The 24623-nt window shown below is 34.8% G+C and carries 22 protein-coding genes and 1 riboswitch; of the genes, 21 read left to right on the forward strand and 1 reads right to left on the reverse strand.

Annotated features, from left to right (window positions below; translation table 11 throughout):
• The 5 genes from thrA (at position 1) to HYN86_RS06940 (ending at position 5431) form a co-directional block, all read left to right on the forward strand.
• Positions 1–2415, forward strand: a complete 2415-nt coding sequence (gene thrA / locus HYN86_RS06920) for a bifunctional aspartate kinase/homoserine dehydrogenase I (RefSeq protein WP_113677377.1) — start codon at positions 1–3, stop codon at positions 2413–2415.
• Positions 2416–2493: 78 nt separating this feature from the next.
• Entirely contained in the window at positions 2494–2919 is a 426-nt protein-coding gene (locus HYN86_RS06925) for an OsmC family protein (protein WP_113677378.1), read from the forward strand.
• Positions 2920–3038: 119 nt separating this feature from the next.
• On the forward strand, positions 3039–4211 hold the full coding sequence (locus HYN86_RS06930) for a trans-sulfuration enzyme family protein (protein ID WP_113677379.1): 1173 nt from the start codon (positions 3039–3041) through the stop codon (positions 4209–4211).
• 146 nt (positions 4212–4357) lie between these two features.
• The gene (locus HYN86_RS06935; protein WP_162789318.1) at positions 4358–4864 is read left to right on the forward strand and encodes an RDD family protein; all 507 of its coding nucleotides are present in this window, start codon (positions 4358–4360) and stop codon (positions 4862–4864) included.
• A 156-nt stretch (positions 4865–5020) separates the two neighbouring features.
• The gene (locus HYN86_RS06940) at positions 5021–5431 is read left to right on the forward strand and encodes an RrF2 family transcriptional regulator (protein ID WP_008466594.1); all 411 of its coding nucleotides are present in this window, start codon (positions 5021–5023) and stop codon (positions 5429–5431) included.
• A gap of 79 nt (positions 5432–5510) precedes the next feature.
• Here HYN86_RS06940 and HYN86_RS06945 read toward each other — a convergent pair whose 3' ends face one another.
• Complete coding sequence (locus tag HYN86_RS06945) at positions 5511–6293, reverse strand: sulfite exporter TauE/SafE family protein (protein WP_113677381.1); 783 nt, start codon at positions 6291–6293, stop codon at positions 5511–5513.
• Between the two features lie 298 nt (positions 6294–6591).
• Between HYN86_RS06945 and HYN86_RS06950 the strand changes: the two genes are divergently transcribed.
• The 16 genes from HYN86_RS06950 (at position 6592) to HYN86_RS07025 (ending at position 24606) form a co-directional block, all read left to right on the forward strand.
• Entirely contained in the window at positions 6592–7479 is an 888-nt protein-coding gene (locus HYN86_RS06950; RefSeq protein WP_113677382.1) for a sulfite exporter TauE/SafE family protein, read from the forward strand.
• A gap of 25 nt (positions 7480–7504) precedes the next feature.
• The gene (locus HYN86_RS06955) at positions 7505–8215 is read left to right on the forward strand and encodes a phosphoadenylyl-sulfate reductase (RefSeq protein WP_113677383.1); all 711 of its coding nucleotides are present in this window, start codon (positions 7505–7507) and stop codon (positions 8213–8215) included.
• Between the two features lie 150 nt (positions 8216–8365).
• Entirely contained in the window at positions 8366–9265 is a 900-nt protein-coding gene (gene cysD / locus HYN86_RS06960; RefSeq protein ID WP_057117574.1) for a sulfate adenylyltransferase subunit CysD, read from the forward strand.
• Between the two features lie 142 nt (positions 9266–9407).
• On the forward strand, positions 9408–10652 hold the full coding sequence (locus HYN86_RS06965; protein WP_113677384.1) for a sulfate adenylyltransferase subunit 1: 1245 nt from the start codon (positions 9408–9410) through the stop codon (positions 10650–10652).
• A 156-nt stretch (positions 10653–10808) separates the two neighbouring features.
• Complete coding sequence (locus tag HYN86_RS06970; protein WP_113677385.1) at positions 10809–12899, forward strand: HEPN domain-containing protein; 2091 nt, start codon at positions 10809–10811, stop codon at positions 12897–12899.
• A complete protein-coding gene (gene cobA / locus HYN86_RS06975) occupies positions 12892–13665 on the forward strand; it encodes a uroporphyrinogen-III C-methyltransferase (RefSeq protein ID WP_113677386.1) in 774 nt (257 codons plus the stop codon). Before HYN86_RS06970 ends, cobA begins: the two co-directional genes overlap by 8 nt.
• A 172-nt stretch (positions 13666–13837) precedes the next feature.
• Entirely contained in the window at positions 13838–14419 is a 582-nt protein-coding gene (locus HYN86_RS06980; protein WP_113677387.1) for a precorrin-2 dehydrogenase/sirohydrochlorin ferrochelatase family protein, read from the forward strand.
• Positions 14420–14515: 96 nt separating this feature from the next.
• A complete protein-coding gene (locus HYN86_RS06985) occupies positions 14516–15568 on the forward strand; it encodes an NAD(P)/FAD-dependent oxidoreductase (protein WP_113677388.1) in 1053 nt (350 codons plus the stop codon).
• A gap of 170 nt (positions 15569–15738) precedes the next feature.
• Positions 15739–15966, forward strand: coding sequence for a hypothetical protein (locus tag HYN86_RS06990; protein WP_113677389.1), 228 nt, complete (start codon positions 15739–15741; stop codon positions 15964–15966).
• Entirely contained in the window at positions 15957–16250 is a 294-nt protein-coding gene (locus tag HYN86_RS06995; protein WP_113677390.1) for a type II toxin-antitoxin system RelE/ParE family toxin, read from the forward strand. The genes HYN86_RS06990 and HYN86_RS06995 overlap by 10 nt, the downstream gene beginning before the upstream one ends.
• Before the next feature lie 293 nt (positions 16251–16543).
• A riboswitch (SAM riboswitch) is annotated at positions 16544–16660 on the forward strand.
• A gap of 327 nt (positions 16661–16987) precedes the next feature.
• Positions 16988–17992 carry a homocysteine S-methyltransferase family protein gene (locus HYN86_RS07000; protein WP_113677391.1) on the forward strand — a complete coding sequence of 335 codons (1005 nt, stop codon included), beginning with the start codon at positions 16988–16990 and terminating at the stop codon, positions 17990–17992.
• Positions 17993–18062: 70 nt separating this feature from the next.
• Entirely contained in the window at positions 18063–18323 is a 261-nt protein-coding gene (locus tag HYN86_RS07005) for a hypothetical protein (protein ID WP_113677392.1), read from the forward strand.
• A gap of 336 nt (positions 18324–18659) precedes the next feature.
• Positions 18660–21335, forward strand: a complete 2676-nt coding sequence (gene metH / locus HYN86_RS07010; protein WP_113677393.1) for a methionine synthase — start codon at positions 18660–18662, stop codon at positions 21333–21335.
• An 83-nt stretch (positions 21336–21418) separates the two neighbouring features.
• Entirely contained in the window at positions 21419–22375 is a 957-nt protein-coding gene (gene metF / locus HYN86_RS07015; RefSeq protein WP_113677394.1) for a methylenetetrahydrofolate reductase [NAD(P)H], read from the forward strand.
• 206 nt (positions 22376–22581) lie between these two features.
• Entirely contained in the window at positions 22582–23235 is a 654-nt protein-coding gene (locus HYN86_RS07020; protein ID WP_113677395.1) for a class I SAM-dependent methyltransferase, read from the forward strand.
• A 147-nt stretch (positions 23236–23382) separates the two neighbouring features.
• Complete coding sequence (locus HYN86_RS07025; RefSeq protein WP_113677396.1) at positions 23383–24606, forward strand: dicarboxylate/amino acid:cation symporter; 1224 nt, start codon at positions 23383–23385, stop codon at positions 24604–24606.
• The last annotated feature ends 17 nt before the right edge of the window (positions 24607–24623 follow it).

A 24623-nucleotide genomic window follows, 5' to 3' on the forward strand; every position in this document is an offset into this window, starting at 1 on the left:
ATGAAAGTATTAAAATTTGGAGGTAAATCATTAGCAAACGGAGAAGGACTTAACAAAGTTGTTTCGATCATTTCGGATAAAGTAAATCAAGGTGAAAAAATTGCCGTTGTAGTTTCTGCGCGCGGTAACGCAACAGATGAATTGGAATTTATCTTAACCATTGCTGCAAAAAATGGCAGTTATAAAGAATTATTAGAGAATTTTAAAAAATATCAAATATCAGATTATCCGCATGTAGATTTTTCGGAAGAGTTTAATGTTTTAGATAAACTTTTTGAAGGAGTAAGTCTAATTGGCGATTACAGTAAAAAAATCAAAGATCAGATTCTGTCAAAAGGAGAATTGCTTTCAGCTAAATTATTGACTGCTATTTTAGTAGAAAAAGGGATTCCAGCCAATTTTGTAGATTCAAGAGAATTGCTGAAAACCGATTCTAAATTTGGTGATGCACAACCTTTGGAACAGCTTTCAAAGAAAAACGTAGTCAATTATTTTAAAGAACATAATGGCGAAACGGTTAATATAGTTACAGGCTTCATTGGATCCAACAACAACAACGACACAACTACTTTAGGTAGAAACGGCAGTAACTATACCGCTTCGTTAATCGCAAATTATTTAAATGCCGAAGAACTTCAAAACTTTACACACGTAGACGGAATTTATACTGCAAATCCAGATTTAGTTGCAGATGCTAAGAAAATTGAATATTTGTCTTTTAACGAGGCAAACGAGCTGGCAAATTTTGGAGCAACAATTCTGCACGCCAAAACGATAATTCCGTTATTAGAAAAAAATATTCCGCTTCGTATTTTAAATACTTTCAATCACGAAAACCGAGGTACATTAATTACATCCGATTCTGCGAAAGAAGGGATTAAAACACTTTCTGTTCTGGAAAATGTTTCTCTTGTTAACCTTGAAGGACGAGGATTACTTGGAAAAGCTGGAGTAGATGCTCGTATTTTTAAAGTAATGGGAGATCACAATATCAGTGTAAGTATTATTTCGCAAGGTTCTTCAGAAAGAGGAATTGGGCTTGTTGTAGCGACTGAAAAAGCTACACTTGCAATGGTAGAATTAGAAAAAGAGTTCGAAAACGACTTTTATTCTAAAGATGTAAACCAAATTACAGTGACAGATAATGTATCGGTAATTTCGATTATCGGGCAGGATTTGAGCACTTTTCATAAACCATACACCGCTTTAATCAAAAATAAAATTGTTCCGATTTTGTTTAACAACACTGTAACGGGTAAAAACGTGAGTTTGGTTGTTAAAAAAGAAGAATTAAACAAAGCCTTAAACGTAATTCACGGTGAAATCTTTGGTGTTTCTAAGAAAATCAACATTGCAATTTTCGGTCACGGATTAGTTGGAGGAACTTTAATTAATCAAATTTTAGAATCAGCTGCAGCAATTGAAAAACGAAAAGATATTAAGCTGAATGTTTTTGCTATTGCAAACTCAAAAAAGCTGCTTTTAAATAAATATGGGGTTACTGCAAACTGGAAAAATGAAATTGAAACAAAAGGTGAGTCATACACAATTAAAGATATTATCGCTTATGCAAATGACCATCATTTAGAAAACTTAATAGCAATTGATAATACGGCAAGTGCAACTTTCGTAGAAAATTATATTCCGCTTGTAGAAAGCAGTTTCGATTTGATTTCTTCCAATAAAGTGGCGAATACATTAAGCTATGGTTTTTACAAAGAATTAAGAAAATCTCTAACTGAAAACCAAAAGAATTATTTATACGAAACTAATGTTGGAGCAGGATTACCATTAATTGATACGATTAAATTACTGCATCTTTCAGGTGAAAATATCACAAAAATTAAAGGTGTCTTCTCAGGAACATTGAGTTATTTATTTAACAATTTCTCTGCAAAAGATGCGCCTTTCAGCGAAATTCTGCAGGAAGCAATTGATAATGGATATACAGAACCAGATCCGCGTGAGGATTTATGTGGCAATGATGTGGGTAGAAAATTATTAATTTTAGCTAGAGAATTGGATTTGCAAAATGAATTTGAAGAAATATCAATTCAGAATTTAATTCCAGAACACTTACGTGAAGGAAGCGCTGCTGATTTCCTAACGAAATTAAAAGAATTTGATCCAATTTATGCAAAAATAAAAGCAGAACAGCAGCCAAATCATGTATTAAGATATATCGGCGAATTGTCTGGTGATTTACAAAATGACAAAGGAAATCTTGAAGTAAAATTAGTTTCAGTGCCAAAAGATACTGCATTAGGTGGATTAAAAGGTTCTGATTCTTTCTTCGAAATTTATACAGAATCTTACGGAGATCGCCCAATCGTTATTCAGGGAGCTGGTGCAGGTTCTGCGGTAACGGCAAGAGGAGTATTTGGAGATATTTTGAGATTGTCTGATAAAGGATAATACGATTTTAGATTGCAGATTTTAGACTTGAGATTTTATATTTACAAGACTATAACAAAACAAAAAAATAACAACACAATGAAAGTAACTTTAAACAGAGTAAATGACGCATTTCATTTTAAAGTAAAAAATGAACGCGGACACATAGTTGACGTTGATAGCAGAGCCGAATTTGGCGGAAGCGATTTAGGAGCAAGTCCAATGGAATTGGTGTTAATGGGCGTTGCAGGATGCAGCGCTATTGATATGATCTCAATCTTAAAAAAACAGCGTCAGGAAATTACTTCTTTCAATGCTGAGGTTGAAGGAACAAGAGTTCAAATCGAAGAAGCAAAACCTTTTAAAGAAATCGATGTGGTTTTTTATTTAGAAGGAGAAATCAGCCCAGAAAAAGCCAAAAAAGCAGCACAGCTTTCTTTCGAGAAATACTGTTCTGTTGCCAAAACGGTTGAGCCAACGGCAACAATTAAATACAAAGTTGTCCTGAACAACGAAGCTTTGTAAGAATTAGAAAATTAGTTAATTAGAGAATTAGATAATTTCTCTAAAAAGTTTGAATTTTAAGTTCAGTGATAACCTGAAACTTTAAACTTGAAACAAAAAAACAAAAACAAAACAACACAATGAATAAAGAAGAATTTGGTTTTGAAACACAAGCCATCAGAACACAATTAGAAAGATCACAGTATTTAGAGCATTCGGTGCCTTTGTACCTTTCATCAAGCTTCGTTTTTGAAGATGCTGAAGATATGAGAGCTTCGTTTACAGAAGAAAAAGAAAGAAATATTTACAGCCGTTTCAGTAATCCAAACACATCAGAATTTGTGGATAAGATCTGCAAAATGGAAGGTGCAGATTCTGGTTATGCTTTTGCAACGGGAATGGCTGCAGTATATTCTACTTTTGCAGCATTGTTAAATTCTGGAGATCATATTGTTTCTGCAAGCAGTGTTTTTGGTTCGACTCATGCTTTGTTTATGACTTATTTTCCAAAATGGAATATCGAAACTTCGTATTTTGAGATTAATAAGCCAGAAACAATCGAGAGTTTTATTAAGCCAAACACCAAAATATTATACGCCGAATCTCCGACAAATCCAGGAGTTGATGTAATTGATTTAGAATTGTTAGGAAATATTGCTAAAAAACACAATCTGATTTTAATAATCGACAACTGTTTTGCAACACCTTATTTACAGCAGCCAATTAAATTTGGAGCGCATTTGGTTATCCATTCAGCAACAAAATTAATCGACGGACAAGGACGTGTTTTAGGAGGAGTAACAGTTGGTGATGCAGAGTTAATCAGACAGATTTATTTGTTCTCTAGAAACACAGGTCCGGCTTTATCGCCATTTAATGCTTGGGTTCTTTCAAAAAGTTTAGAGACACTGGCCGTTCGTGTTGACAGACACTGCGAAAATGCTCTAAAAGTTGCTGAGTTTTTAGAAAGCCATCCAAATGTAAACAGCGTAAAATATCCGTTTTTGAAATCGCATCCGCAATATGAAATTGCGAAAAAGCAGATGAAAGCTGGCGGTAACATCATCGCATTTGAGATTAAAGGCGGAATTGAAGCAGGAAGAAAGTTCTTGAATTCAATACAACTTTGTTCATTGTCTGCAAATATTGGAGACACCAGAACAATTGTTACGCATCCGGCTTCTACAACACACAGCAAATTATCTGAAGAGGATCAATTAGCAGTTGGAATTACGCAAGGTCTTGTTCGTGTTTCCGTAGGTTTAGAAACGGTAGAAGATGTAATTGCAGATTTGAAACAGGCACTAGCTTAATTATATATTTCAATTTTCTAATAGTAAAGGCGATTTTTAACTGTAAATTTATTACTGTTAAAAATCGCCATTTATTTACGTTCTATTTTTTTTAAATATATTTTTGTCTATAATTTAAAATTATAATCAAAAAAATCAAGATACCATTGAGCACTTCTATTTATGTTGTTGAAAAAAAAATAGTAACATCGGACCGCGATCGTTTCTTTAACGGCATTATTGATTTTGTGTTTATAGTAGCTGTCATATTTGTTTTTACTTTTCTTGTTGTCATTACGGGAAATGTTTTTCAATGGGACATTTATAGGGTCTGGGTAGAAGTTATGATAGATCTTGGAGTTGTAGGAACGTACCTTTCTTTTGCAATTATTTATTATTTGCTTTTAGAAAGCATTTTTGGACTAACAATTGGTAAAATTATCACAGGAAGTGTTGTAGTAGATAAAAATGGCAAAACACCAAGTTTTAAGATTATTTGCATTAGAACTTTTTGTCGCTTAATTCCTTTTGAGGCATTATCGTTCTTAAGTAAATCAGCGAAATTTTGGCATGATTCTATTTCTAAAACTTATGTTGTAGAGAAAAAAGACTTAAAAAATGCCATGGAAATCTTTTATAGTTTGAATTCAATTGGAATAAATGATGGAAATTAATTTAAACTATACTAATTTGGTAGAATATAAGTTTCAATCTGTTATATTCTCATTTAAAAAGATTATTTTTGTTGCAGAAAATATGCTTATTGTTTGTTTTAGTTCATTTTAAAGTCAGTGAAACTAGAATTTGCAGTTACAATCTAAAATATAAAAATGCTTTCAAAGAAAACAAAATACGGAATTAAAGCCCTTACATATTTAGCCAGGAGAGAAAATAATGAACCTGTACAAATTGCTGAAATTGCGAAAAGTGAACATATTTCAATCAAATTTTTAGAAAGTATTTTATTGCTTTTGAGAAACTCTGGTTTTCTTGGAGCCAAAAAAGGAAAAGGTGGCGGTTATTACCTAATCAAAGATCCTAAGGATATCAGTATGGCAAAAGTATACCGTATTCTGGAAGGTCCAATTGCATTATTGCCATGTGCTAGTCATAATTTCTACGAAAGATGCGATGACTGCGATGATGAATCGACTTGTGCTGCTCGACGTTTAATGACAGAAGTTAGAGATAATACACTTAAAATATTAGAAAGTAATTCTTTAGCAGATATTGCTTTTTAGAACTTTTTCTATATAATAAAAATGACCATTTTAGAGATCTAAAGTGGTCATTTTTTTATGTGAAATATATATTACAATTCTAAAAAATCAATTTATATCCTGCTAGAAAAAGCATTACAGCAATAGCATTTCTCAAAAATAAATCAGGAACTTTTCCGCTTAAACTGCTTCCAATATAAATCCCGGGAAGAGATCCCATTAATAATTGTCCTAAAAGCGCTAAATCTAAATTTCCCATAGAAGCATGTCCAATTCCAGCAACTAAAGTTAAAGGAACAGCATGAGCAATTTCAGTTCCTACCAAGCGCGGAGTTGGTAAAAGCGGATAAAGAAAAAACAAAGTCACAGTTCCTAAGGCTCCCGCTCCAATAGAAGTTAAAGTTACAGTCGCGCCCAATAATACTCCAATCCCAATAGTCAGCATATTTTGAGTATGGCTTTCGCTGTGGAATTTATCGCCGGCATGTTTCTGAGAAAACTTTAAAATTCTGTTTTTAAATATAATTGCGATAGAAGTAAACAATAATGCCCAGCCTAAACTGTATTTAATTACACGATTTATAGTTTCGATATCTGTTTTAATACTGTTTAGAATCCATAACGTTATCAAAGCGGCAGGAACACTTCCTAAGGTCAGCCATCCCGTAATTTTCCAGTTTATATTTCCTTTTTTATTATGTACAAATATTCCTCCAGCTTTCGTAAAAGCAGCATATAATAAATCTGTTCCTACTGCTGTGGTAGGCGGTATGCCAAAATATAATAAAATTGGAGTCATTAAAGAACCGCCTCCAACACCTGTTAATCCAACGATAAAACCAACTGCTAACCCCGCAATCACAAGACCAATCTGAAAATCCATAAAAAAAATTTGAGCTAAAATACGACATTTTTATAATTATCCTATAGATGTTATAGAGATTAAAAAATCTATTTCATACGCAAGTATTTTTCGATTTTAAATTGTTTGAATATGTTGAAAAAATCCGGCATTTGTGAAATTTGTTTAAATATCTCTTTTAGAACCTGATAAATACGGAAACAGAAGTTTAAAAAAATAATAATATTGCTTTGTAATTTGGAAATAAGTAGTATTTTTGCAAAGTAATCTATTAGCCCGATAGGGTAATGGGTTTTAAGGTAAAATGAATCATTGTAATATGGAAAAAGAACTGAAAATAAATACTGCCGATTCTTTAAAAGAAAAGCTTTGGATTGGAATTCCTATTGTTTTATTGGTAGGTTTATTGTCAGTGTTAGTATACAATCACCACGCTGAATTTTCCTGGGACGGATTTGTAGCAGGATTCAATCAGGAATTTTTAGTGTTTTTTGCTATTGGAGTTTTTGCCCAATTGGTTGACGGAACTTTAGGAATGGGTTACGGAGCAACGTCAACCTCATTTTTATTGGCGTATGGAGTTCCGCCAGTTGTGAGCAGTACAGCAGTGCACGTTTCAGAAATGTTTACAACGGGAGCATCGGCACTTTCACATCACCGATTTGGGAATATCAATAAAAAACTGGTAAAACATTTATTGATTCCAGGTGTTTTAGGTTCAATTACAGGAGCTTACTTGTTATCGGACGTAATTAATGGAGATGTGATAAAACCGTTTATTGCCGTTTACATGATTGTTTTAGCGATTGTAATCATAAGAAAAGCATTGAAAAAAACAATTGTAAAGAAGAAAACTAAAAAACTAAGTGCTTTGGCCGTTTTTGGCGGTTTCATGGATTCAGTTGGAGGCGGAGGCTGGGGACCAATCGTAACTTCAACATTATTAGGAAGAGGAAGAAATCCGAGATATACAATTGGTTCTGTAAACGCAGCTGAGTTTGCAATTTCATTTGCAAGCGGTATCACCTTTATGATTTTTGGAGGAATCCACGGATGGCAGGTAATCATCGGATTAATTTTAGGAGGAGTTATTGCAGCGCCGTTAGCAGCATATTTGGTAAACAAGATCAAAAGAAAACCAATGATGGTTGCGGTTGGAGTTCTAATTATATTATTGAGTTTAAAAACATTATCTAAATTATTATAATTCTTTAGATAGGGAGAAAGAGATTATGAGTGCGATTATTGTACAAGAATTATTAGATAAAACTAAAGATCTTTCGCTTGACGAAACCTTAGTTTTTTTAGCAGAAAAGTTTCCGGGAAAAGTAATTTTTTCAACTTCTTTCGGTCAGGAAGATCAGGTAATTACTGATTTTATTGCAAAAAGTAACACAGATATTACTGTTTTTACTTTAGACACCGGAAGATTATTTCAGGAAACTTACGATGTTTTTCATAAGACATTAAAAAAATACAAAAGACCAATCGAAGTTTTTTTTCCAGAAGCTGCTTCAGTAGAAAATCTTCTGAAAACAAAAGGACCAAACAGCTTTTACGATTCGGTTGAAAACAGAAAAGAATGCTGTTTTATTCGAAAAGTGGTTCCGTTACGAAAAGCTTTAGCAGGAAATTCAGTTTGGATTACGGGTTTAAGAGCAGAACAATCAGAAAACAGACACGATTTAAGTTTGTTTGAATACGACGGAAACTTCGAAATAATCAAATTCAATCCGTTACTAAAATGGACTTTAGAAGAAGTTGAAACGTATTTGTCAGAAAACAATGTTCCTCAAAATTCTTTACATAAACAAGGTTTCGTAAGTATTGGATGCGCGCCTTGTACGAGAGCTATTTTTCCTGGTGAAGATATCAGAGCTGGAAGATGGTGGTGGGAATCAAGCCATAAAGAATGTGGTTTGCATAGCGCTAAGAAAGAATAGAGTTTGTAGAAGAAAGAAGCAAGAGGCAAGACTTTTTTTAGAGAATAGAAAATAGATTATATAATAAAGAGTGGAGATTTTTGGATGAGGTGACAACTTGAAACCTGAAACCTAAAACTTGAAACTATCAAAATATCAAACAAAAAAACAATGAGTTCAGTATTAAAAACAAACGCTTTAGAGAGTGAAGCGATATACATTTTCAGAGAAGTAATTTCACAGTTTGACAAACCGGTTTTACTTTTCTCAGGAGGAAAAGATTCTATCACATTGGTACGTTTAGCGCAAAAAGCATTTTTTCCTGCAAAGATTCCGTTTCCTCTTTTACACGTTGATACGGGGCACAATTTCCCTGAAACAATTGCTTTTAGAGATAAATTGGTTGAAGAATTAGGTTTAGAGCTGATCGTTCGTAATGTTCAGGATGCTATTGATGAAGGAAAAGTGGTTGAGGAAACTGGTAAATATTCAAGCCGTAACAGCTTACAGACTACAACACTTTTAGATGCAATTGAAGAATTTAAGTTTGATGCTTGCATTGGAGGCGCGCGTCGTGATGAAGAAAAAGCAAGAGCTAAGGAACGTATTTTCTCTGTTCGTGATGATTTCGGACAATGGGATGAAAAAAATCAGAGACCTGAGTTGTTTGATATTTTGAATGGAAAAATCGAAAATGGACAAAACGTTCGCGTTTTCCCAATTTCGAACTGGACAGAATTGGATGTTTGGAGTTATATCGAAAAAGAACAAATCGAGATTCCATCAATCTATTTTTCACATAAAAGAAAAGTTTTTTTGAGAGACGGTTTAATCTGGTCGCATTCTCCTTTTGTGTATCAGGAAGAAGACGAACAAATCGAAGAACGAATTGTTCGTTTCAGAACCGTTGGAGATATGAGTTGTACAGCTGCTGTTGAATCTTATGCCGCAACAATAGAAGAAGTGGTAGGTGAAATCAGATCATCAACCATTTCTGAAAGAGGAGCCAGAATCGATGACAAACGTTCTGAAGCTGCAATGGAAAAGAGAAAACAACAAGGGTACTTTTAATAATTGTTAATTATGAATTGTTAATTGTAAATGCAATTCGGGACGAAATTTTAAAAGTTAGAATCAAAAAAACAAAAACATACAGATTTAAGTTTCGAGAGAACATGAAACCTGAAACTTTAAACCTGAAACAAATATTAAGATGGACGTTTTAAAAATAGCAACAGCAGGAAGTGTAGATGACGGAAAAAGTACTTTGATCGGAAGGTTATTGTATGATACAAAATCATTGACTACAGATAAAATTGAAGCAATCGAAAAAAGCAGCAGACAAAAAGGATACGATTATCTTGATTTTTCTTTGGCAACAGACGGTTTGGTAGCAGAAAGAGAACAAGGAATCACAATTGACGTTGCGCATATTTATTTTTCGACCGCAAAGAAAAGTTACATTATTGCCGATACTCCAGGTCACGTGGAATATACAAGAAACATGGTTACAGGAGCTTCAACTTCTCAGGTTTCGATCATTTTAATTGATGCCAGAAAAGGCGTAATCGAGCAGACTTATCGTCACTTTTTTATCAATAATTTATTGAGAGTAAAAGAAGTAATTGTTGCCATCAACAAAATGGATTTAGTGGATTACTCAGAAGAAGTTTTCAATAAAATCAAAGCTGATTTTCAGGCATTAAATGCAAAAAGCACTTTTAAGGAACAAAACGTAAGCTACATTCCGTTAAGCGCAATCAACGGCGGAAATGTAGTTGATAAATCAGAAAATATGCCTTGGTACGATGGGCAAACCGTTTTAGAACATTTGGAAGGATTACATGCTTCTGATGTTTTTGAAGCTGGAAAAGCACGTTTCCCAGTTCAAACCGTTATTCGTCCAAAAACAGAAGAATACCATGATTTTAGAGGTTACGCAGGAAAGTTATACGGAAACTCAATTAAAGTTGGAGATGCTGTGACGGTTCTTCCTTCTTTAACAGAATCAAAAGTATCTAAAATTCACTTTTTCGATAAAACATTTGATGAAGCCGTAGCAGGTTCATCTATCACAATTGAATTAGAAAATGATATCAATGTAACGAGAGGTGATATGATTGTAAAATCAGATGAACTTCCAAAAATTGAAAAAGATATTACCACAACTGTTTGCTGGATGGATAGTAAAAAACTGGTTGCAGGAACAAAGTATTTAGTACAGCATAATACGAATAGAGTTTTGGCAAAAGTAGAAAGTATTAAAAACACTATTGCAACTGATTACTCAGGAACGACTGAAGCTTCACAATTAGCAATCAACGAAATTGGGGAAGTAAGCATTAAATTAAGCAAACCGTTATATTTTGATTCTTATAATGAAAACAAATCAAACGGAGCTTTTATCTTAATTGATACTGCAACAAACACAACAGCAGGAGTAGGATTCATTAGATAGTTTCACTGCTGTAAGCAATAGGCTTTAGGCTTTAGGCTTTTAGCAAAAACAATATATATCAGGTATTTAGGAAGCTTAAAGCTTATTGCCTAAAGCCTAAAGCAAGAATGTAAAAAAGCTTAAAGCGTATAGCCTAAAGCCTAAAGCGTAAAAGAAATGGAAAGTTTTAGAACAGAAATAGAAAATCCGATAGTTCAAAGAGAAATTATCGAATTAGAAAAAAAGATTCATTTATTCCGTGGAGGAAAAATTGATGATGAGCGTTTTCGTAGTCTTCGTTTAGCGCGCGGAATCTACGGACAGCGTCAGGAAGGCGTTCAGATGATTCGTATCAAATTGCCGTACGGTAAAGTTACCAGCGAACAATTAGTGCGTATTACTCAGGTTTCTGATGAATATTCTACAGGACGTTTACATATTACAACGCGTCAGGATATCCAGATTCACTACGTAAGTTTAGACAGAACACCAGAACTTTGGGCAGATTTGGCTAAAGACGATATTACGCTTCGTGAAGCTTGTGGAAACACGGTTAGAAATATTACAGGAAGCGAATTGGCTGGAGTTGACGTAAATGAACCATTTGATGTTTCGCCTTATGCACACGGACTTTTTCAATATTTGTTAAGAAACCCAATCTGTCAGGAAATGGGACGTAAATTTAAAATTTCGTTCTCGTCCTCAGACGAAGATACCGCTTTGAGTTATTTACACGATTTAGGATTTATTCCGAAAATTAAAGATGGACAAAAAGGTTTTAAAATCATGTTTGGTGGAGGTTTAGGATCTCAGCCAGCTCATGCCGAATTACTTTCAGAGTTTGTTCCAGTAAACGAAATCATTCCAACAGCAGAAGGGATCATTCGTATTTTTGACAGATATGGTGAACGTGCTAAAAGAATGAAAGCGCGTATGAAATTCTTAATCAAAGAAATCGGAAAAGATGTTTTCCTTGATTTAGTTGAAAAAGAGAAAAAAGCGATCGCTTTTGAAACATACGAAATTGATACGACTGCTTTTGAAGGTCCAATTCCAGAACCATTATTAGAAGCTCCACACGTTACAATCGAAGATACTGAAGCTTATGAAGCTTGGAAAAAATCGAATGTAATCAAACAGAAACAAGATGGCTATTATGCTATCGGAATCAAAGTTTTGTTAGGAGATTTTTATACGGATAAAGCCAGATTGTTAGCGGATTTAATTAAAAATTACGCAGCAAACGAATTACGTTTTTCATTGCGTCAAAATATTGTAATACGTCACGTAAAAGAAGAGAATTTACCATTCTTTTATCAGGAATTAGCCAAATTGGATTTTGTTCATTTAGGATATAATTCTACAGGAGATATTACGGCATGTCCAGGTACTGACACTTGTAATTTAGGGATTGCTAGTAGTACAGGTATTGCAGAAGAATTAGAAAAAGTTTTAAATGCCGAATATCCTCAGTATTTAAACAACCGCGAAATTGAAATTAAAATTTCAGGTTGTATGAATGCCTGCGGACAGCATAATATGTCTGCAATTGGATTCCAGGGAATGTCTATTAATTCAGGAAAATTGGTTGCTCCGGCTTTACAGGTTTTGTTAGGCGGAGGAAGATTAGGAAACGGAGAAGGCCGTTTTGCCGATAAAGTAATTAAAATTCCAAGCCGTAGAGGACCAGATGCATTGCGTACCATTTTAAATGATTATGATAACAATGCGAATGGAGAAAAATTCCTAAACTATTACGATCAAAAAGGAGAGAAATATTTCTATGAAATCTTAAAACCTTTCGCAGATGTAACCAATTTAACAGAAGCTGATTTTGTAGACTGGGGTAACGCAGACAACTATGTAAAAGCAGTTGGAGTTGGAGAATGTGCGGGAGTTGTGATCGATTTAGTAGCGACTTTATTGTTTGAAGCTAAAGAGAAATTGATTTTGGCTCAAGAATCTTTCGACGAGAAAAAATGGTCAGATGCTATTTACCATGCTTATGCAGGATTTGTTAACGGTGCTAAGGCTTTATTATTGGCAGAAAACCAAAAAACAAATCACCATGCAGGAATTGTAGACTTATTTGATACCGTTTTTATTGAAAAAAATAAAATAGAATTAAACTCAACTTTTAAAGATTTGGTTTACCAAATCAATAAAAATGAACCATCTGAAGCTTTCGCTAAAGATTACATTGCTCAGGCAGTAGTTTTCTTTGATAAAATCGAAACATTCAGAGCACAAGAATTAGCAAATGCTTAATATAAAACCCAAAATAACTTTAGTCGGTGCAGGTCCAGGCGATCCCGATCTACTTACGCTCAAAGCTGTAAAAGCATTGGCTGAAGCCAACGTGGTTTTATATGACGCTTTGGCCAATGAAGAAATTTTGGATTATGCACCTAAAAATGCAATCAAGATTTTTGTTGGCAAAAGAATCGGAAATCATGCTTACACGCAAGATCAAATCAATCAATTAATTGTTGATAATGCTTTGACTTACGGAAATGTAGTCCGACTAAAAGGCGGAGATCCTTTTATTTTTGGAAGAGGTGGTGAAGAAGTGGAATTTGCAGAAAGTTTCGGAATTGAAACTATCGTAGTTCCCGGAATTTCATCTGTAGTGGCAGTTCCTGCAAGTCATGGAATTTCGATTACAAAACGTGGCGTTTCAGAAAGCTTTTGGGCTATTACAGGAACAACTTCGGATAGAAAATTATCATCAGATGTAGCTTTGGCAGCTCAATCTTCTGCAACAGTTGTAATCTTGATGGGAATGCACAAATTGCCTCAAATAATCGATTTGTTTCAAAAAGAAAATAAAGGAGATTTACCAGTAGCAATCATTCAAAACGGAACAACAGCAGAAGAAAAAGTTGGTGTAGGAACAGTAGATTCAATTTTAGAAGTTGTAAAAGAAAAAGAATTAGGTTCACCGGCCATTATTGTTCTTGGAGAAGTTGTAAGAGAAAGCAATAAACTAAAAGGATTTTACGAAGAATTTCTATCAAAAGAAATAACAAGATAAAATTTTGCAGGAACCAATATCGAAGCATCGGTTTTTAACCGAATGTATGTAAAGAGATTGTTCCGTTAGGAACATTTCATCGGTAGAAAAAAAATGTTCCCAACAAAAATGTTCCGTTAGGAGCATTTGATTGGTAAATCATCTAATTTTGATTGGATGAAAATAAATTAAAATGGAACAAAACGAATTATATCCAATATTTCTAAAACTGCACAATTTAAACGTATTAATTGTGGGAGGAGGAAATGTAGGTCTGGAAAAGCTTTCTTTTTTGCTAAAATCAAGTCCAAATGCAAATGTAGAGGTTGTAGCGCCCGATTTTCATTTAGAAATTAAAGTTTTAGCCGAAAAACATCCTTCAATTAAATTGACGGAAGCAAAGTTCAAAAAGAAAATGCTTAAAAAACGTCACATGGTAATTGCCTGTACAGACGATTTAAAGGTGAACAAAAGAGTGTACGATTTGTCACGTAAGCGTTATTTGATTTGTAATATCGCCGACACGCCAGATTTATGTGATTATTATTTAGGAGGCATTGTAACGAAAGGAAATGTGAAAATTGCCATTTCGACCAATGGAAAATCGCCGACAACTGCCAAAAGACTAAGAGAATTTTTTGAAGAAATAATTCCCGACGACATTAATCAAATGGTAGAAAACCTGAACGAATACCGCAGAACCTTAAAAGGCAATTTTGAAGAAAAAGTGAAGAAGATGAATGAGATCACGGCTTCACTCAAAAATAGAGAGTAAAAATATCGCTTTAGAAATGAATGATAAAAATCATTGTCAGTAGAATAAATTATTCGTTTCTTTGCACTATTAAGAATGATTATAAACAACAACATAATGATTAAAACAGATATACTTATAATTGGAGCAGGCCCAACAGGTTTATTTGCCGTATTCGAGGCAGGATTACTAAAATTAAAATGCCACATATTAGATGCTCTGCCTCAGCCGGGAGGACAGCTTTCAGAATTATATCCAAAGAAACCAATTTATGATATTCCTGGATTCCCAGAAGTATTAGCTGGAGATTTAGTTGATGGATTAATGGAGCAAATCAAACAATTTGAGCCAGGTTTTACTTTAGGTGAGCGTGCAGAAACCATCGACAAACAAGAAGACGGAACATTTATCGTAACTTCAAATAAAGGAACTAAATTTCACGCGCCTGTAATTGCGATTGCAGGAGGGTTAGGAAGTTTTGAGCCTCGTAAACCACTTATCGAAGATATCGAGTTTTATGAAGATAAAGGAGTAAAATACTTCATCAAAAATCCTGAAAAATTCAGAGATAAAAGAGTTGTTATTGCAGGAGGAGGAGATTCAGCATTAGACTGGAGTATCTTCTTAGCAAATGTAGCTTCAGAAGTAACTTTAATTCACCGTAGAAATGAATTTAGAGGAGCTCTAGATTCTGTAGAAAAAGTACAGGAATTAAAATCAGCTGGAAAAATTAAATTAATCACTCCAGCAGAAGTTATCGGAATTAATGGTGCTGAGCATGTTGAGTCATTAGATATCGAAGAAAACGGAGCGCACCGTAAAATCGAGTGTGACTATTTCATCCCACTTTTCGGATTAACTCCAAAATTAGGTCCAATTGGAGACTGGGGATTAGAAATCGAAAAAAATGCCATTAAAGTAAACAATGCATTAGATTACCAAACGAATATTCCGGGAATCTTCGCCATTGGAGACGTAAATACATATCCAGGAAAATTAAAGTTAATCCTTTGCGGATTCCATGAAGCAACATTGATGTGCCAAGCTGCATACGGAATCATCAATCCAGGTAAAAAATACGTATTGAAATATACAACAGTTTCTGGAGTAGACGGTTTCGACGGAACTCGTAAAGAAGCGCCAAAAGCAGTTGTGAAAGCGATTGTTTAATCGGAGATGCTGAGATACTAAGGTTCTAAGTGACTAAGATTTTTTATATAGAAAGCTCAAACTTATTGTTTGGGCTTTTTTTTAGCTTAGTCCCCTAGAATCTTAGTCCCGAAGCTTCGGGATCAGAACCTAAAAAAACGTATCTTTGTAATATATAAATTTTGAATATCATGAATTTAGAGGCTAGAAAATATCAATTTATTCAGGAGTTGGTTAAGGTGGAAGATGAGAGTATTTTAGAAAAACTGGAATTGGTTTTAAAAGCAAATCAAAATGATTGGTTTGATAAATTATCAGAATCAGAAAAAAATGAAATTCAAATTGGATTAGACCAAGCCGAAAAAGGGGAATTTATAAGTCATGAAGATGTCATGAAAAGATTTTCGAAATGGCATTAAAATTTATTTGGACTTCCCAAGCTGTAAAAGGCTTTAATAAAGTTGTTGATTATCTTGAAGCGAAATGGACAGTAAAAGAAATTTTAAATTTAGAAAATAAAATTCAGCAAGTAATAAACCAAATCAGTCACAATCCAGAACAATTTCCAAAATCTGAAAAAAATGTGTCGCTGCATAAAGCAACTATAGATAAAAATAATTATTTAGTTTATAGGCTTAATAAAGAATCTAATACTGTTGAAATCATTAATTTTAGGGGAACAAAACAAAAACCTAAACATTAGTTAAACCTTATAAATTTTAAGAATTTGTATATAAAGCTCAAACTTAATGTCAAGTTTGAGCTTTATTTTTTAGAAACAAATTAAACATAACCTGGTTTCAACCATTGGAACACACCGCATGAACACGCACTCCCGCGGTTAAAACCGCGGGCTATATTTGAAAATCAAAATCAAACTTTAGCCTTAGAACCTTAGCATCTCAGTCCCGAAGTTTCGGGATCAGAACCTTAGAAAAAAACATTTGCAAATCGTATCCCTATTTCATACCTTTGCACTGTTCTTAAAATTATTGTCAGTTATCACGAAAGGCGGAGGGATAGACCCAATGAAACCTTAGCAACCCTTTATCATAAAGAAGGTGCTAAATTCTACTTTATACAATATTTTCCAGTATTAAAGATAGATAACACAAATACATACTAGTATTTCTCAAAACTTTTCCAGACAACATACAATATTTTACTGAAACAGATTCTGTATCAGGAGCGAATCATTGGCGCATTTTTGCAGTCAATAGTTCCCGCTGTACACAAATATCTTTTATTCTGAACCCCAGAATAAAAGGATATTTGCTTCCATCGGGGCTAATGAGCCAGCAATAGTGCACTTTTGGAATTAATGTGAATCAAAACGCGTATCCTAACAGGTTTCCAATCCCGAGGCTTCGGGACTATTAGGTATGTTTTAATAATAGAATAAAAAAGCTTTGTGCCTTAGTGCCTTAGCGGCAAAAGAATATGGCAATTACAATACAAGAAGCAATAAAAAAAAATATCCTAATCCTAGATGGAGCAATGGGAACGATGCTGCAACGCTATAATTTCTCAGAAGAAGATTTTAGAGGAGAGCGTTTCAAAGATTTTCCGCATCCATTAAAAGGAAACAACGATTTATTATCCCTAACACAACCACAAGCCATCCGAGCTGTTCACGCTGCTTATTTTGAAGCTGGTGCAGACATCGTAGAAACCAATACTTTTTCAGGAACGACAATTGGTATGGCCGATTATCATATGGAAGATTTGGTTTACGAGTTAAACTACGAATCGGCAAAAATTGCAAGACAAGTAGCCGATGAGTTTACCGCTAAAAATCCGGAAAAACCACGTTTCGTAGCAGGTTCAATCGGACCGACAAACAGAACGGCAAGTATGTCACCAGACGTAAATGATCCAGGTTACAGAGCCGTAACGTTTGACGATTTACGAATTGCTTACAAACAACAAGCAGAAGCTTTAATGGATGGTGGTTGCGATTTGCTTTTAGTAGAAACAATTTTCGATACACTAAATGCTAAAGCGGCACTTTTTGCAATTGAAGAAGTAAAAGAAGAACGTAATCTTGACATTCCAATCATGGTTTCAGGAACAATTACAGATGCATCTGGAAGAACACTTTCTGGACAAACTGTAGAAGCGTTTTTGATTTCAGTTTCGCATATTCCTTTATTAAGTGTAGGATTCAATTGCGCCCTTGGAGCCGATTTGCTGAAACCCTATTTAAAAACATTAGCGCATAACACAAGCTTTAATGTGTCGGCACATCCAAACGCAGGTTTGCCAAATGCTTTCGGACAATATGATGAAACGCCAGAACAAACACAGGCTTTTATTAAAGAATATTTAGATGATAATTTAATCAATATTATCGGTGGCTGTTGCGGTACAACACCAGATCATATTCGATTAATGGCTGAGGTTGCAAAGGATTATAAGCCGAGAGTGGCGCCGGTTTTAGCGTAAAGTTTCGCTCCTGCAAGGTTTTCAAAACCTTGTAGGTATTAATATACTTGATAAATATAAATATTATTAAATGGATGGAGAGCATATTGTTTATTCAGAAGATGGGGAAGTATTTAAAGCTTTTTTAAATTCAAATTGGTATGATACGATGAATCCATATTTATATTGTGTATCTGAATTAAAAAGTATTAAAAGTAAGATTGATAATAACGAAAAATTCAAAATAGAAAGTAATGGTAAAATATATCATATTACTACAAATTTAGAATTTAGGGTATGGATCGAAAAGGTGTTTAATGGAGGATTTGAGAAACATATTTTTAGTGATTAAAAGTCAATAACAAACCTACAAGGTTTTAAAAACCGTGCAGGTTGAATTCAGAATAAAATGTTCCGTAGGAACAAATCATCGGTAGAAAAATGACAATTGAAATCGTGGAAAATAGATTGTTTGTTTCAACCGAGTCTGCGTGAGGGATAGAAGTGAAAAGCCCACAGCCTGACGAAGGAAGAGCGAGGACTTGTAACGGATAGCCCGACCCGGAGGGACACGCCCAAATTAATAAACATAAATACCTACAAAGTTTTCAAAACCTTGCAGGAAACAAAAGAGAATAAAAAAACTCAGAATCTAAGCGTCTTAGAATCTTAGTAACTTAAAAAGAAAATGGCAGAAAAAAGAAGAGACCTTGTATTATCAGGATTAGAACCATTGATTATTACGCCCGAAAGTGTTTTTGTAAACGTTGGGGAACGTACGAATGTAACAGGTTCAAGAAAATTCCTTCGATTAATCAAGGAAGAGAAATATGACGAGGCACTTGATATTGCAAGACAGCAGGTAGAGGGAGGAGCACAAATCATCGATATTAATATGGATGAGGGAATGCTTGATGGCGTTAATGCAATGACTAAATTTTTGAATTTAATTGCTGCAGAACCAGACATTTCGAGAGTGCCGATTATGATTGACAGTTCGAAATGGGAAATCATCGAAGCAGGTCTTAAAGTAGTACAAGGAAAAAGCGTTGTAAACTCGATTTCGTTAAAGGAAGGAGAAGAAGCCTTTATTCATCATGCCAAATTAATCAAACGCTACGGAGCAGCTGCTATTGTTATGGCATTTGACGAAGTTGGGCAAGCCGATAATTACGATCGTAGAGTGGAGATTTGCCAACGTTCTTATGATATTTTGGTAAACAAAGTAGGTTTTCCTCCGCAGGATATTATTTTCGATTTGAATATTTTCCCAGTTGCAACAGGAATGGAAGAACATCGCCTGAATGCTTTGGACTTTTTTCGAGGAACAAAATGGGTTCGTGAGAATTTACCACACGCACATATTAGTGGTGGTGTAAGTAACGTTTCGTTTTCTTTTAGAGGAAATGATACGGTTCGTGAAGCGATGCACTCAGTGTTTTTATACCATGCCATTAAAAATGGAATGACGATGGGAATCGTGAATCCAGAGATGCTTACGATTTATGATGATATTCCTAAAGACTTATTAGAACACGTTGAAGACGTAATTTTAGATAGACGCGACGATGCTACAGAACGACTTTTAGATTTTGCAGAAAATGTAAAAGGAGAAGTAAAAAGCGATGAAAAAGCGATTCAGGAATGGCGTTTAGGATCTGTTCAGGATCGTATTACACATTCGTTGGTAAAAGGAATCGATGCTTTTATTGAAGAAGATGTGGAAGAAGCCCGTTTGGCAGCAACAAAACCAATTGAAGTTATCGAGATCAATTTAATGGCTGGAATGAATGTCGTTGGAGATTTATTCGGAAGCGGAAAAATGTTCTTGCCACAGGTGGTGAAATCGGCTCGTGTAATGAAAAAAGCGGTGGCTTACCTACTGCCCTTTATCGAAGCAAGTAAGCAAGCCGGAGATAAACAAGGAAATGGGAAAATCCTAATGGCAACCGTAAAAGGTGATGTTCATGATATTGGTAAAAACATCGTTTCGGTAGTTTTGGCTTGTAACAATTACGAGATTGTAGATCTAGGTGTTATGGTGCCTCCAGAAAAAATTATTGCAGCTGCGATTGAACATGAAGTAGATATTATTGGATTAAGCGGACTGATCACACCTTCGCTTGACGAAATGGTGTATTTGGCCAAAGAATTGGACAAACAAGATATTAAAATCCCGATTATGATTGGTGGTGCAACCACTTCGCGCGCGCACACCGCGGTGAAAATTGCTCCTCAATATAGAGAAACTGTAATTCACGTAAACGATGCTTCGAGAGCCGTTACCGTTGCAGGAAATCTATTAGATCATAACCGAAAAATATATGCAGCCGATATTCGTGCAGAATACGATTCTTTTAGAGAAACATTTTTAAATCGTTCCAGAGATAAAAACTTCTTAACGATTGAAGATGCCCGTAAAAACAAATTACCATTGGATTGGTCTGAATACACGCCGACTAAACCAAAAGTAATTGGTGCGCAAACCATCGAAATAGAACTGGATGTTTTGGTTCCGTATATCGACTGGACACCGTTTTTCCAAACTTGGGAATTGTACGGAAAATATCCGGCAATTTTAACCGATGAGGTTGTGGGTGAACAAGCAACATCTGTGTTTAAAGATGCTCAGGCGATGCTTAAAGTAATCTTAGAAGAGAAAAAACTAAAAGCAAAAGGTATTTACGGAATTTTCCCTGCGAATCAGGTGGATGATGACGATATCGAATTGCGTGACGAAAACGGAAAAGTATTGGAAAAATTCTTAACGCTTCGCCAGCAGTCACAAAAAACAAAAGGTGCTCCAAACATCGCTTTAGCCGATTTTATTCTGCCAAAAGAAAGCGGAATAGAAGATTATATGGGAGCTTTTTGTGTAACCACAGGTTTTGGTGTTGACGAATGGGCAGCGGAATATGAAAAGAATTTAGACGATTATAATTCGATTATGGTGAAAGCGCTTGCCGATCGTTTTGCAGAGGCTTTCGCCGAATATCTTCACGAGAGAGTACGTAAAGATTTCTGGGGTTATGATACAGAAGAATCTTTAACCAACGAAGAATTGATTAAAGAAAATTATAAAGGAATTCGTCCGGCGCCGGGTTATCCAGCTTGTCCAGATCACTTGGAAAAACCAACTATTTGGAAACTTTTAAATGTAGACGAAGAAATTGGAGTGACTCTGACAGAAAGCATGGCGATGTGGCCAGCTTCATCGGTTTCGGGATATTATTTCGGAAACCCAAAAAGCCGATATTTCGGACTCGGAAAAATAAAAGAAGATCAAGTTACAGATTACGCCAAACGACGAAATGTTCCAACAGATTACGCCATGAAATGGTTAAATCCTAATATAGCAGATTAAAAGAAAAAGTTTCAGGTTTCAGGTTTCAGGTTCGCACGTAACTTGAAACCTGAAACTTAAAAAACTTGAAACAAAAATAAAAAATGAAAGTAACAGAGCATATAGAAAACGCCAAAGGAAAAACATTATTCTCATTTGAAATTATTCCGCCTCAAAAGGGGAAAAGCATTCAGGAATTATACGATAATATAGATCCGTTAATGGAGTTTAAACCGCCGTTTATTGATGTAACGACTTCTCGCGAAGAGTATATTTACATTGATCGTGGTAACGGACTTTTGGATAAAAAATTAACTCGTATGCGTCCGGGAACGCTTGGAATATGCGCTTCTATAAAACATAAATACAATGTAGATACAGTTCCGCATTTGCTTTGCGGCGGATTTACGCAGGAAGAAACTGAATATATGCTGGTTGATTGTCAGTATTTAGGAATTAACAATGTGATGGCGCTTCGCGGAGATGCAATGAAGGATGAGCAGTCTTTTACACCAAAAGCGGGAGGAAATCATTATGCGATTGATTTGGTACGCCAAATTAACGATTTGAACTGCGGGAAATATCTGCATGAAGTGATGGATATAGACAATAAAGCTGATTTTTGTATTGGTGTTGCAGGTTATCCTGAAAAACATTTAGAATCACCATCTTTACAATCAGATTTAAAAAGATTAAAAGAAAAAGTTGATGCAGGAGCAGATTATGTGGTAACACAGATGTTTTTTGACAACTCTAAATATTTTAATTTTGTAAAAAAGGCAAGAGAAATTGGTATCACAATTCCAATTATTCCTGGAATTAAACCAATCGCTGTTCAAAGGCATTTACAGATTTTGCCGCAGATTTTTAGAATCGATTTACCAGAAGATTTAATCGATGCTATAGATAAATGCAAGAATAACGCTGAAATTAAACAAGTAGGAATCGAGTGGGCAGTTCAGCAGTCATTAGAATTAAAAGCTGCCGGAGTTCCATTTTTACACTATTATTCAATGGGGAAATCTGAGAATATCCGCCAGATTGCAAGTCAGGTTTTTTAAGGTATTTGCGAGGAACTTTGTCAAAGTTTTAAACTTTGACAAAGTTGTTCAAGTATAGTTTTGTCATTCCGAGGAACGAGGAATCGCACCCGGGTGTCAACAAAGATTGGCGATCTACTTTGTAGAGTTTCTAGTGCGATTCCTCGTTCCTCGGAATGACAAAAAAGTTGGAATTTGGATTTTTTTTAATTGAAATTTAAAAAATTATGAAACAAGAAGAACTACAAGCCATAGCCTCTCAATTAAAAAATCCGTCGGGAGAGAAAGGAATCGAAATGGCAAATATGATGAACGAAACGAACATCAATATGACTCGTCATTCGATTCAAAATCTAAATATTTCTAAAGAAAATAAAATTCTGGAATTAGGTCATGGAAATGCAGGACACGCAGCATTTTTATTCGAACAAGCTGACAATCTAAGATATTATGGACTGGAAATGTCGGAACTGATGTTTCAGGAAGCGCGCCAGATAAACCGAAATTTTGTTTCTCAAAAACAAGCTTTTTTTTCACTTTATGATGGAAACAAAATTCCATTTGAAGACGAATTTTTCGATAAAATATTTACCGTAAATACAATTTACTTTTGGCAGGAACCAGAAAAATTACTTTTAGAAATTTACAGGGTTTTAAAACCAAACGGAAATTTCTGCTTAACATTTGCAGAGGAAGACTTTATGAAGAAACTTCCATTTACTCAATTTGAATTTGAACTTTACAGCACTGAAAAGGCTCAAAAGCTAATCGAAAAAACACCTTTTACGATCGCGTACACAGAAACACAGACAGAAAAAGTAAAAAGCAAAACAGGAGAATTGGTTGACAGAGCTTTTACGACTATTGTTCTGGAGAGATAATTTTTTTGCCACAATTAAAAGATTTAAAGGATTTTTTTAATCTGTGTTAATCCGTATAATCTGCGGCAAAAGAAAATCAATTCACGCAGTTTTTTTTAGTACTTTCATTCTTTAATTAATCATTCTGAATTATAATCGTTTAAAATTATGGAAGTTAAGAAAATCAATTTTTTACATAATTACAGCAGTATATTAACGCTTCTTGGAGGGATTATAATAGGAAGTATTTTTGGATTGGTTTTCGGAGAAAAAGTTTTGATAGTAAAACCAATTGGGGATATATTTCTGAACTTACTTTTCACGGCCATTATCCCGCTTATCTTTTTTACAATTGGTTCGTCAATTGCTAATTTGGAGAGAACGGAAAAACTCGGAAAGCTGTTTGTTATCATGATTTTGGTTTTTCTGGCTACAATCCTTATTTCGGCAATTGTGATGATTTTTGCCGTTTATCTTTTCCCCATTCATCAGGATATAGCTATTACTAAAATTCCTTTAGAAAACATGGATTCAGGATCGGCTGGAGATCAAATTGCAAAACTAGTAACAGCAAATGATTTCTTCGAATTGCTCTCTAGAAAAAGCATGCTTGCTTTGATCATCTTTTCTTTTTTAATTGGTTTTGCAACATTGCAGTCTGGTGAAAAAGGAAATGCTTTCAAGAGTTTTCTCGATTCTGGAAACGAGGTTATGAAACAGCTTTTAAACATTATAATGAAATTGGCACCAATTGGTTTGGGAGCTTACTTTGCGTATCAGGTTGGTATTTTTGGACCGCAGTTGTTTGGCGTTTATGCAAAACCTATGGCAGTTTATTATGCAGCCTGTATCTTTTATTTCTTCGTGTTCTTTAGTTTATACGCACTTGTCGCTGGCGGGAAAAGAGCTTTTAAAGTTTTTTGGACTAATAATATAACGCCGTCTTTAACCGCAGTAGGAACGTGCAGCAGTATTGCGACTATTCCAGCCAATCTGGAAGCAGCAGAAAAAATGGGAATTCCGGCACATGTTCGAAATTTAGTAATTCCACTTGGCGCGCCATTGCACAAAGACGGTTCGAGTATGTCATCTATTTTAAAAATCACTTTTTTGTTTGCCATGTTTGGAAAGGATTTTACAGATCCAATGACTATTCTTTTGGCTTTAGGAATTACAGTAATTGTTTCTATTGTTGAAGGCGGAATTCCAAACGGCGGTTATATTGGCGAAATCCTAGCGATTACAGTTTATGGCTTTCCAATGGAACAAGCACTCCCGGTTGCTATGATTTTAGGAACTTTGGTCGATCCAATAGCCACTTTGCTAAATGCAAACGGAGATGTAATTTGTTCGATGATGGTTTCGAGATTCTCTGAAAAAACGAAATGGTAACAGAATACAGGGATTTA

This window comes from Flavobacterium fluviale (assembly GCF_003312915.1).
Lineage (GTDB): Bacteria > Bacteroidota > Bacteroidia > Flavobacteriales > Flavobacteriaceae > Flavobacterium > Flavobacterium fluviale.

Bases quoted from the DNA above. Each gene is read 5' to 3' on its own strand.
- HYN86_RS06950 (WP_113677382.1), top strand. From the start codon at position 6,592: ATGGAAAAAGAACTGAAAATAAATACTGCCGATTCTTTAAAAGAAAAG.
- HYN86_RS06990 (WP_113677389.1), top strand. From the start codon at position 15,739: ATGAATTTAGAGGCTAGAAAATATCAATTTATTCAGGAGTTGGTTAAG.
- cysD (WP_057117574.1), top strand. From the start codon at position 8,366: ATGAGTTCAGTATTAAAAACAAACGCTTTAGAGAGTGAAGCGATATAC.
- HYN86_RS06925 (WP_113677378.1), top strand. From the start codon at position 2,494: ATGAAAGTAACTTTAAACAGAGTAAATGACGCATTTCATTTTAAAGTA.
- cobA (WP_113677386.1), top strand. From the start codon at position 12,892: ATGCTTAATATAAAACCCAAAATAACTTTAGTCGGTGCAGGTCCAGGC.
- HYN86_RS06940 (WP_008466594.1), top strand. From the start codon at position 5,021: ATGCTTTCAAAGAAAACAAAATACGGAATTAAAGCCCTTACATATTTA.
- HYN86_RS06930 (WP_113677379.1), top strand. From the start codon at position 3,039: ATGAATAAAGAAGAATTTGGTTTTGAAACACAAGCCATCAGAACACAA.
- HYN86_RS06955 (WP_113677383.1), top strand. From the start codon at position 7,505: ATGAGTGCGATTATTGTACAAGAATTATTAGATAAAACTAAAGATCTT.
- HYN86_RS06970 (WP_113677385.1), top strand. From the start codon at position 10,809: ATGGAAAGTTTTAGAACAGAAATAGAAAATCCGATAGTTCAAAGAGAA.
- HYN86_RS07020 (WP_113677395.1), top strand. From the start codon at position 22,582: ATGAAACAAGAAGAACTACAAGCCATAGCCTCTCAATTAAAAAATCCG.
- HYN86_RS06995 (WP_113677390.1), top strand. From the start codon at position 15,957: ATGGCATTAAAATTTATTTGGACTTCCCAAGCTGTAAAAGGCTTTAAT.
- HYN86_RS07005 (WP_113677392.1), top strand. From the start codon at position 18,063: ATGGATGGAGAGCATATTGTTTATTCAGAAGATGGGGAAGTATTTAAA.
- metF (WP_113677394.1), top strand. From the start codon at position 21,419: ATGAAAGTAACAGAGCATATAGAAAACGCCAAAGGAAAAACATTATTC.
- HYN86_RS06965 (WP_113677384.1), top strand. From the start codon at position 9,408: ATGGACGTTTTAAAAATAGCAACAGCAGGAAGTGTAGATGACGGAAAA.
- HYN86_RS06945 (WP_113677381.1), bottom strand. From the start codon at position 6,293: ATGGATTTTCAGATTGGTCTTGTGATTGCGGGGTTAGCAGTTGGTTTT.
- thrA (WP_113677377.1), top strand. From the start codon at position 1: ATGAAAGTATTAAAATTTGGAGGTAAATCATTAGCAAACGGAGAAGGA.
- HYN86_RS06980 (WP_113677387.1), top strand. From the start codon at position 13,838: ATGGAACAAAACGAATTATATCCAATATTTCTAAAACTGCACAATTTA.
- metH (WP_113677393.1), top strand. From the start codon at position 18,660: ATGGCAGAAAAAAGAAGAGACCTTGTATTATCAGGATTAGAACCATTG.
- HYN86_RS06985 (WP_113677388.1), top strand. From the start codon at position 14,516: ATGATTAAAACAGATATACTTATAATTGGAGCAGGCCCAACAGGTTTA.
- HYN86_RS07025 (WP_113677396.1), top strand. From the start codon at position 23,383: ATGGAAGTTAAGAAAATCAATTTTTTACATAATTACAGCAGTATATTA.
- HYN86_RS07000 (WP_113677391.1), top strand. From the start codon at position 16,988: ATGGCAATTACAATACAAGAAGCAATAAAAAAAAATATCCTAATCCTA.